Source organism: Roseiarcus sp., from assembly GCF_049514155.1.
Taxonomy (GTDB): Bacteria; Pseudomonadota; Alphaproteobacteria; order Rhizobiales; family Beijerinckiaceae; genus Roseiarcus.
Genome location: NZ_JBEKVH010000152.1, coordinates 1 through 9112, shown reverse-complemented (window position 1 = coordinate 9112; position 9112 = coordinate 1). Strand labels below are relative to the sequence as shown.

Here is a 9112-nt window from a genome sequence, read left to right as displayed (position 1 = left end):
AAGCCGCGATAGGCGTCGAGCACCGTGTCGCGCGCCGCGCTCCAGGCGAAGACGCGGCTCGGCGCGTCGGGCAGCGGCGCGTTGCGGTCCCAATGCTCGAGCTGCGGCTTGCCGAACCAGCGCGCCTTGAGCGCGTAGTAGCGGTGCGAAAGGCGCGGATAGGCGTCGACGACCGCCGCCGCCAGCGCATCGACCACCTCGCGCTCGACCCGATTGGCGAGATGGCGCGAATCGGCGACGTCGGCGAACTTGCGCCAGCGGTCGGAGATCTCCTTGTCCTTGATCAGCGCGTTCATGATCAAGGTGAACAGCCGGACATTGGCGCCGAGCGTCTTGGCCAGCGCCGCGGCGGCCGCTTCGCGCACGCGGCCGTCGGAATCCTGCAGCTTGCCGAGCAGCGGCTCAAGCGTCAGCTCCTCGCCGTCAAAGGAAAACCGCAGCGAGGCGATCGTCTCGTCGAACAACCGGTTCCACGCCGCGGCGCCCGGCATCGACTTTTCCAGGAACAATTGCTCGAGCTCGTCGCTGAGTTGGTGCGGCCGCTCCTTGCGGATGTCGACCAGCCACGGGCGATAATGGGCGAGCGGCGAATCCTCAGTCGCCGCGTCGAGCCCGGCGTCGTCGAGCCGGTTGAGCTCGAGCTCGAAGAACAACAACTCGCCGGCGAGCGCGGTCACCTTCTCCTGCGCGTCGCCGAAGAACTTGGCGCGCGCCGGATCGCTGGTGTCGCCGGCGTAAAGCAGCGAAGCGTAGGACATGATGCGGCCCATCAGGTCCTGCAGCTCTTCGTAGGCGCGGGTCGCCTCGAACAGGCGCGGACCCGCTTCGGCGCCCTGCGCCAGCTCGGCGAGCTTGCCCTGGTAGGTCGCGGCGAAGCGCTTCGCTTCCGTAGCGGCGCGCGCAAGATCGGCGGCGAAGCGCGGCGAATCCATGCCCGGATAGAGGTCGTCGAGGCGCCATTGCGGCAGCGGCCCGAGGTCGACCGCGGGCGCAGCGGCGCACGAGGAAGCGTTCGAACCGCGCGCGGCTCGCGCGCCGACGCCGCCCTCGAATGCGCCAGCGAAGGAAACGCGTCCGCGGTCAATCATGCCATCGGCCTCTTGGTAAGGGGAACCCCGGCACTATCGCCGAATGCGAGCGCGCCTTCAATCGAAGCGTCACGAATCGCGTCAATTTGGGACGCCATTAACATGACATTTACCGCGATGTCCGACTGTCGGCCCGCGAGCGGCCGCGCCAGGCCGCGTCGGTGGAAAGTTCATGGCCGCCTTGATTCTCGTAGTCGACGACGATCCGATCCAGCGCCGGCTACTCGAGGCGATGACGCGGCGCTTCGGCTACGAGGTCGAAACCGCCGAAACCGGCGAAGCGGGGCTGACGCGGCTCGAGGCGGCCGACCGGCCGCCGGTCGATCTCATCGTGCTCGATCTGGTGATGCCCGACCTCGACGGCATGGGCGTGCTCACCCGCATGCGTCAGCGCGGAATCGCCATTCCCGCCATCGTTCAGACCGCGCACGGCTCGATCGAGGCGGTGATCTCGGCGATGCGCGCCGGCGCCTACGATTTCGTCGTCAAGCCGGTCGGGGCCGAGCGGCTGCAGGTGTCGATCAAGAACGCGCTGCGCGTCGACGCGCTCGAGGACGAGCTCAGGCGCGCGACCCGTCGCCGCGACGGCGAGCTGACGTTCCGCGACGTGGTCACCAAGGTCGAGAGCATGGCGCGCACCATTCGCCTCGCCGAGCGGGCCGCCAAATCGAACATTCCGGTGCTGATCGAAGGCGAGTCGGGCGTCGGCAAGGAACTGATGGCGCGCGCCATCCAGGGCGGCTCCGATCGTCGCGGCAAGCCGTTCGTCACCGTCAATTGCGGCGCCTTGCCGGAGAACCTGGTCGAATCGATCCTGTTCGGCCACGAGAAGGGCGCCTTCACCGGCGCGACCGAAAGGCACGCCGGCAAGTTCGTCGAGGCGCACGGCGGCACGCTGTTCCTCGACGAGATCGGCGAGCTGCCGATGGGCGCGCAGGTGAAGCTGCTGCGCGCGTTGCAGGACGGCGAGATCGACCCGGTCGGCGCCCGCCGTTCAATCAAGGTCGACATCCGGCTGATCTCGGCCACCAATCAGAACCTGATCGACCTGGTCAAGCGCGGCCGGTTCCGCGAGGACCTGTTCTACCGCCTCAACGTCTTTCCGATCTCGATTCCGCCGTTGCGCGCGCGCTCGGCCGACGTTCCCGACCTCGCGCGCCGCTTCCTCGCCCGCTTCTGCGCCGAGGAGGGCAAGCGCATCCGCGGCCTCGCCAACGACGCTGCGGCGCTGCTCGCCGCCTACGATTGGCCGGGCAACGTGCGCCAGCTCGAGAACGCCATGTTCCGCGCCGTCGTCCTTGCCGACGGCGACGAACTGACCGTCGCCGAATTTCCCCAGATCGCCGCTCAGGTGCAAGGCTACGACGTGCGCGTGCCGCCGGCGCCGGCGCCGGCGGCCGACCTCGCGCCGGCGCCGTCGAGCGAGGCGAGCCGCTTCGAGCCGCGCAACCCAAACGTGATGCGGCTGATCGACGACAGCGGCGACGTGCGCAAGATCGACGACATCGAGGCCGAGGCGATCCGCTTCGCCTTCGCTCATTATCGCGGGCAGATGTCGCAGATGGCCCGCAAGCTCGGCATCGGCCGCTCGACCCTCTACCGCAAGATGAAGGAGCTCGGCGTCGACACCGACGTGCTCGGCGAGGCCGCCGCCTAGCCGCCAGGCGGCCGATGGCCGAAACAGATTGCGCTCGGAGGGACTTCCGGGCGCTTCAGCAGACCGCTAAGACTCCATGAGGTCGCCGACGGGACGGCGAGGGAGAAAGACGATGGGCGTGACGTGCGACTCGATCCGGGCCGGCGCCTTGGCGCTCGTCGCCCTGGCCTGGCTCGGCGGACCGGCCGCCGCCGAAGCGACGGCCGCCGCGGCGAACGCCGAAATGGCGAGCGCGCCGCCGGCCGCGACCGCCCCGGCCGAAACGAGCCCCGCCGCCGCGCCCGCCCCTACCCCCGACGCGGCCGCAACGCCCGCGGGCGCCGCTGCGCCCGCCGTCGACCCGCAAATGGCCGCGGCGGTGAGCGCCGCGCTCGACGCGCTCGTCGCCGCCGACGTCAAGGCGAGCCCGGTCGGGGCCGGCGACTGGCGCGCCGCCCGGCTGGCGATCCGCATTTTCTACGCCGCGCGCGGCTTCGCGCCGGTCTGGCTCGACGGGCATGGCCTCAATCCGCAGGGCCAGGGCGTTCTTCGCCGCCTCGAACGCGCCGACGAGGACGGGCTCGATCTCGCCGCCTTCCCCCTGCCCAAAGATCTGCCGGCCGACGCGACGCCGGAGCGGCTCGCCGAAGCCGAGACGACGCTGTCGGCGGCCGTCGTCGCTTACGCGATGCAGGCGAGCGGATCGCGCATCGTCCCGACCCGGATCTCGTCGCTGATCACCGCCCGTCCGACCCTCGCCGATCCCGGCGCGGCGCTGGCGGCGGTCGCCGCCGCCGCCGACCCCGACGGCGCGCTCGCGGGCTACAATCCCCAGCAGAAGGGCTACCGCGACCTGCGCGACCAGTTGTCGCGGACGCGCGCGGCGGCGCCGCCCCCGCCCCCGACGCCGTCCGCGGCGCCGACGACGATCCGCATTCCCGACGGACCGAGCCTCGGCCTCGGCATGCAGGACACGCGCGTGCCGCTGGTGCGCGCGCGCCTCGGCGTTTCGGCCGACGGATCGGCGGCGGACGTCTACGACCTTCCCGTCGCCGCCGCGGTGCAGGCCTTCCAGCGCGCCAACGGTCTGCCGCCGAACGGCGCGCTGACGCCGGCGACCGCCGCGGCCTTGTCAGGCGGCGTCGCGACGCCGGCCTCGGCGCCGACTGCAACCGTCTCGCCGGCGCGCCGCCTATCGATGCTGGTCGCCAACATGGAGATGTGGCGCTGGGAGCCGCGCGACATGGGCGCCGAGCGCATCGAGATCAACATCCCCGACTACACGCTGCGGATGATGGAGGGCGACGACCTCGTCCACCAGGCGCGCGTCATCGTCGGCAAGCCGGACACGCCGACGCCGGTTTTCTCCAACGCGATGAAATACATCCTGGTCAATCCGATCTGGCGCGTGCCGGATTCGATCGTCCGCAAGGAGCTCGCGCCGCATCTCGCCGAGGACCCGGACTATCTCACGCGGCGCGGCTACCAGGTCGCCGAGATCGGCGGCCATATGTTCGTCAGCCAACCGCCCGGCGAGGGCAACGCGCTCGGCCATATCCTGTTCATGTTCCCCAACGAGCACGCCGTCTATCTGCACGACACGCCGCTGCGCGGCCTGTTCGGCACGGCGCGGCGCGCCTACAGCCACGGCTGCGTGCGGCTCGACCAGCCGATGCGGCTCGCCGAACTGGTGATGGGCGCCGGCTGGAGCGCGCGCCTGCAGGCGATGATCGGCTCGACCGAGCGGACCGTGATGCTGCCGCACGCGATCCCGATCCACCTCGAATATTTCACCGAGTTCGTCGACGCGACCGGCGCGCTGCAGGAGCGCGAAGACGTCTATGGCATCGCCGCCCGCGTCGCAGGCACAATCGCCAAAACGAGTCAAGATTGAAATCTGTGCGGCTGGCGACTATAGGGGCCCGTCGGTTGTTTTGCGCGCGCGTGTGCCTTTTGCGACACAGCGGCGTCGTGGCGCGCGCAATTCCGAATTGACGGCGAGCGCTTTCGGGAAGGGCTCGCGGGGGGACCGGAAAAGGGATTGTCTGATTGGGGTTCGCTGGGACAATCGCCGCCTTGGCGGGGCGTAGGCGGGCGCTGGCGCAGCTGATCGCCGCGCCGATGCTGCTGGGCTTTGGGCTGAGCCCGAGCGCGACCGAGTCGGCCGTCGCCAACGGCGACACCCGCACGGTCGTCCTTTCCAGCAGCCACACCAACGAATCAGGCTCGTTCACCTACATGGTCGACGGCGTCTACGATCAGGCGACGCTCGACAAGCTCAACTGGTTCCTGCGCGACTGGCGGCTCAACGAGCCGACCAAAATGGACCCCAAGCTGTTCGACATCGTTTGGGAGGTCTATCGCGAGTCCGGTTCGAAGCAGCCGATCGACGTGCTGTCCGGCTACCGCTCGCCGCAGACCAACGCCATGCTGCGTATGCGTTCGCGCCAGGTCGCTAAATATTCGCAGCACATGGAAGGCAAGGCGATGGACGCCCGATTCCTGGACGTCGACACCGCCACCATCCGCGACATCGCCATGCGCATGCAGGCCGGCGGGGTCGGCTTCTATCCCGGCGCGTGGGTGCACATCGACAGCGGCGACGTGCGTTACTGGCCGCGCATGAACCGCGTCGCGCTGGCGCGGCTCTTCCCTGACGGCAAGACCGTGTTCATCCCCGCCGACGGGCAGCCGATGGCGGGTTACGATCAGGCGCGGGCCGAAATCGAAGCGCGCGGCGGCGAGGTGCAGGTCGCCAGCGCCGACGCCGGCTCGGGCGCGGCCGGCGGCGGGCTGTTCTCCTGGCTGGTCGGCGCGCGCGGCGGCGGCGCCGACGACGAGGAAGAGGCGAGCGGCGTCGAAGCCGCGCCGACCGCCCGTGGCGGTCGCGCGCCCGTTCCCGCCCCGGCGGCCGCGCAGGTCGCCAGCGCCGACGCGCCCCGCGAGGCGCCGGCGAGCGCCGACGCGCCGCAGCCGACCCCGGCCGCCGCCGCCGAGCCGAGCGACAGCGCCGACGCGGCCGCGGCCAATCCGAACGACGGCGATTTCCCCGCGCCGCTGCCGCCGCGCAAGCCGGTTGAGCTGATCCTCGCCGATGCGCCGACGCCGCCGCCGCGGCCGACCGAATTGGCCTTCGCCCCGGCGGCCGACGCCGCCGGCGACCGCGATCTCATCGCCGCCCTGCTGGCGCGCGGCGGCCTGCCGCGCGTCATCACCCGCGGCGTCGGCGCGCCGCGCGGAATCCTGGCGCTGACCGAAGTCGACTCGCCCGAGCCGCCGGAACGCCCGGCGATCCTCGACCGCGCCGCCGCGCTCGCCGCGCCTCTGCCCCCGCTCCCGCCGAGCCGCAACCCGGCTCGCCTCGCGGCCAAGCCGGCGGCGAGCGAGACTTCGGCGGCGGCCAAGTTTGCCGCCAACCCGCCCGCCCCCGCCCCGACCGCCCGCGGGCTGGCGCTGCTTTCGCCGACCCAGGCCGCCAACCCCTATGGCGGTCTCGTCACCGACGGATTCGCCCCCGACACGGGCTCGATGTCGGCGACCGCGACCGCAGAGCTGCGCGGCGCGACGCCCTACTAGCGCCCAACGCGAATTGACGGCATCGTCGGCGACGTCATTCTCGCGCAAAGCGGAAATGGCGCGGATAGAATCGTCATTGACCGCGCCTAAAAGCAACAGGCGCGTGCGGGTGAAATTGAACGCTTGCTCCCTTTTCGGCAGGCCGCAGGGAGGGGTAAGCGGTCTTTCGCCTCGTTCGGCCGAAGGCGGGCGTCTGGCGCGGCGCCCTCCGCCCTCGGCTGTTCGTTTGACGTTCCTGCGCGCGCACGCGCCAGTAAGAAGGAAGACGCATGATGAGCGGAGCGCATTCTGACGCGCTGGTGATTTTCGGCGTAACCGGCGACCTCGCCCACAAGGCGATCTTCCCGGCGCTCTATGCGCTGGTGAAGAGCGGCGCGTTGCAGGTCCCGGTTGTCGGCGTCGCCTCGCCGAAATGGACGCTGGAGCAGTTGCGCGCCCGCATGGAGAATAGCGTCCAACAGTCGCCGGGCGGGATCGACGACAAGGACGCCATGCGCCGTCTCGACGAGCTGACCAGCTACGTGAGCGGCGACTACAACAACCTCGCGACGTTCGCCAAGATCAAGGACGCGCTCCGCGGCGCCCAGCGCCCCGCCCATTATCTCGCCATCCCGCCGGCGCTGTTCGAGACGGTGATCAACGGGCTCAAAGCGGCGGGCCTGACCGAGAACGCGCGCGTCATCGTCGAGAAGCCGTTCGGACGCGACCTGGCGTCCTCTCGCGAGCTCAACGCCGTCGCGCGGGCGGCGTTCCCGGAAGACGCGATCTTCCGCATCGATCACTACCTCGGCAAGGAAGCGATCATGAACATCCTCTATCTTCGCTTCGCCAATTCGTTTCTGGAGCCGATCTGGAACCGCAACTATGTGGCCAGCGTGCAGGTGACGCTGGCCGAGGATTTCGGCGTCAAAGGCCGCGGCGCGTTCTACGAAACCGCCGGGTGTCTGCGCGACGTGATCGAGAACCATCTGTTCCAGATCGTCGCGCTGCTCGCCATGGAGCCGCCCGCCGGCCAGAGCTACGGCTTCGTCCAAGACGAGAAGGCCAAAGTCTTTCAGGCGATGCGGCCGCTGAAGCCCGAGGACATGGTGCGCGGCCAGTACGTCGGCTACCGCGACGAGCCGAACGTGGCCAAGGACTCCGACGTCGAAACCTTCTGCGCGCTGCGGCTCTACGTCGATTCGTGGCGCTGGGCGGGCGTGCCGTGGTACCTGCGCTCCGGCAAATGCCTGGCGCAGACGGGGACCGAGATCCTGGTCGAGCTGAAGGCGCCGCCGCAACCGTTGTTCGAGGACTCCGCGCCGACCCACGGTCGTTCGAATTATCTGCGATTCCGGCTCTCGCCCCGTTCGGTCATCGCGCTGGCCGCCCGCATCAAGCGCACCGGCAAGGAGTTCGTCGGCGACCTCAGGGAGCTCTCCTTGGCCGACGAGCACCCCGGCGAAGAAACCGCCTACACCCGGCTGCTGGGCAACGCGATGGCGGGCGACGGCGCGCTGTTCACCCGCGAGGACGCGATCGAGGCCGCCTGGGCGGCGGTCGATCCGGTTCTCAAGACCTACCCGCCGGTTCGCCCCTACGAGCGCCAAAGCTGGGGGCCGAAGGAGGCCGACGCGCTGATCGCCGCCGACGGCGGCTGGCGCAATTTTGGCCCTGAGGATGGGTCAGGCGCCTGAGCCGCCGGCGGGTTGTCAAGACGCCAAAAGCCGGGCAGATGTTCCGCTTCGCCGACCCCAACCCGGCGAACGTCAGATAATTCGTCACGAAAGAGAGCCCCAGTGACTCTGATAAAGCCCTTTCGCGCTTTGCGGCCGGCGCCGGGACGCGCGGCCGACGTTCTCGCGCCGCCCTACGACGTGTTGTCGAGCGCGGAAGCGCGCGATCGCGCCAAGGGCAAGCCGTGGAGCTTTCTCCACGTCTCCAAGGCCGAAATCGATCTTGATCCGGCCATCGATTCCCATGACGAGGCCGTCTACGCCAAGGCGCGCGAGAACTTTCGCCGCATGATCGCCGAGGGCGCGCTCGTGCGCGACGACAAGCCCTGCTACTACGTCTACCGCCTGACTTGGCAGGAGCACGTCGAGACCGGCTTTGCGGCGGTCGCCTCGATCGCCGCTTACGCCGAAAACCGCATCCGCAAGCACGAGCTGACGACGCCGGTGAAGGAAGACGACCGCGTGCGCCAGATCGAGGCGGTCGACGCGCAGACCGGCCTGGTCATGCTCGCCTATCCGACCGCGCCGGCGATCGACGCCCTGCTCGCGCGCGCCGCCGCGGGAAAGCCGGCGGTCGACGCCATTGCCGACGACGGCGTGCGCCACGAGCTGTGGGTGATCGACGACGAGACAACGATCGCGGCGCTGACCCGCGCGGTCGACGCCCTGCCGGCGCTCTACATCGCCGACGGCCATCACCGCTCGGCGGCGGCCTTGCGCGTCGCCGAGGCGCGCGGGCGGAAGGACGGCTATTTTCTCGCGGTGCTGTTGCCGCAGCAGCAGATGACGATCCTCGACTACAATCGCGTGCTGCGCGACCTGAACGGGCTGACGCCTGAACAGGTTTTGACGGAGATCGGGCGCCGCTACATCGTCGCGCCGAGCGATCGGCCGGTTCGTCCCGCACGCGCCGACGAGGTCGGCATGGTCCTCGGCGGACGCTGGTATCGCCTGGCGCTGAAGCCCGAGCTCGCAGCCGCGGCGGCGCAAAGCGCCGACCCGACGGCGCGGCTGCCGGTGACGCTGGTGGCGAAAAACATCATCGAGCCGGTGTTCGGCGTCGCCGACCCGCGCCGCGACAAACGCATCGACTTCGT

The 9112-nt window shown here is 69.9% G+C and carries 6 protein-coding genes; 5 read left to right on the top strand and 1 reads right to left on the bottom strand.

Annotated features, from left to right (window positions below):
- A partial coding sequence (locus ABSF49_RS17515; protein WP_424113935.1) for a M3 family oligoendopeptidase occupies nt 1-1088 on the bottom strand: 1088 nt, incomplete at its 3' end.
- 172 nt (nt 1089-1260) lie between these two features.
- On the opposite strand from ABSF49_RS17515, the gene ABSF49_RS17510 reads away from it, so the two are divergent.
- The 5 genes from ABSF49_RS17510 to ABSF49_RS17490 all read left to right on the top strand — a co-directional run.
- Entirely contained in the window at nt 1261-2745 is a 1485-nt protein-coding gene (locus tag ABSF49_RS17510; RefSeq protein WP_424113934.1) for a sigma-54-dependent transcriptional regulator, read from the top strand.
- A 112-nt stretch (nt 2746-2857) separates the two neighbouring features.
- The gene (locus ABSF49_RS17505; protein ID WP_424113933.1) at nt 2858-4618 is read left to right on the top strand and encodes a L,D-transpeptidase family protein; all 1761 of its coding nucleotides are present in this window, start codon (nt 2858-2860) and stop codon (nt 4616-4618) included.
- Nucleotides 4619-4773: 155 nt separating this feature from the next.
- A complete protein-coding gene (locus ABSF49_RS17500) occupies nt 4774-6300 on the top strand; it encodes a peptidoglycan L,D-endopeptidase MepK (RefSeq protein WP_424113932.1) in 1527 nt (508 codons plus the stop codon).
- 272 nt (nt 6301-6572) lie between these two features.
- On the top strand, nt 6573-7976 hold the full coding sequence (zwf, locus tag ABSF49_RS17495; RefSeq protein ID WP_424113931.1) for a glucose-6-phosphate dehydrogenase: 1404 nt from the start codon (nt 6573-6575) through the stop codon (nt 7974-7976).
- A 102-nt stretch (nt 7977-8078) separates the two neighbouring features.
- Nucleotides 8079-9112: DUF1015 domain-containing protein (locus ABSF49_RS17490; RefSeq protein WP_424113930.1), on the top strand; the 1034-nt coding region annotated here is incomplete at its 3' end.

Bases quoted from the DNA above. Each gene is read 5' to 3' on its own strand.
- ABSF49_RS17505 (WP_424113933.1), top strand. From the start codon at position 2,858: ATGGGCGTGACGTGCGACTCGATCCGGGCCGGCGCCTTGGCGCTCGTC.
- zwf (WP_424113931.1), top strand. From the start codon at position 6,573: ATGAGCGGAGCGCATTCTGACGCGCTGGTGATTTTCGGCGTAACCGGC.
- ABSF49_RS17510 (WP_424113934.1), top strand. From the start codon at position 1,261: ATGGCCGCCTTGATTCTCGTAGTCGACGACGATCCGATCCAGCGCCGG.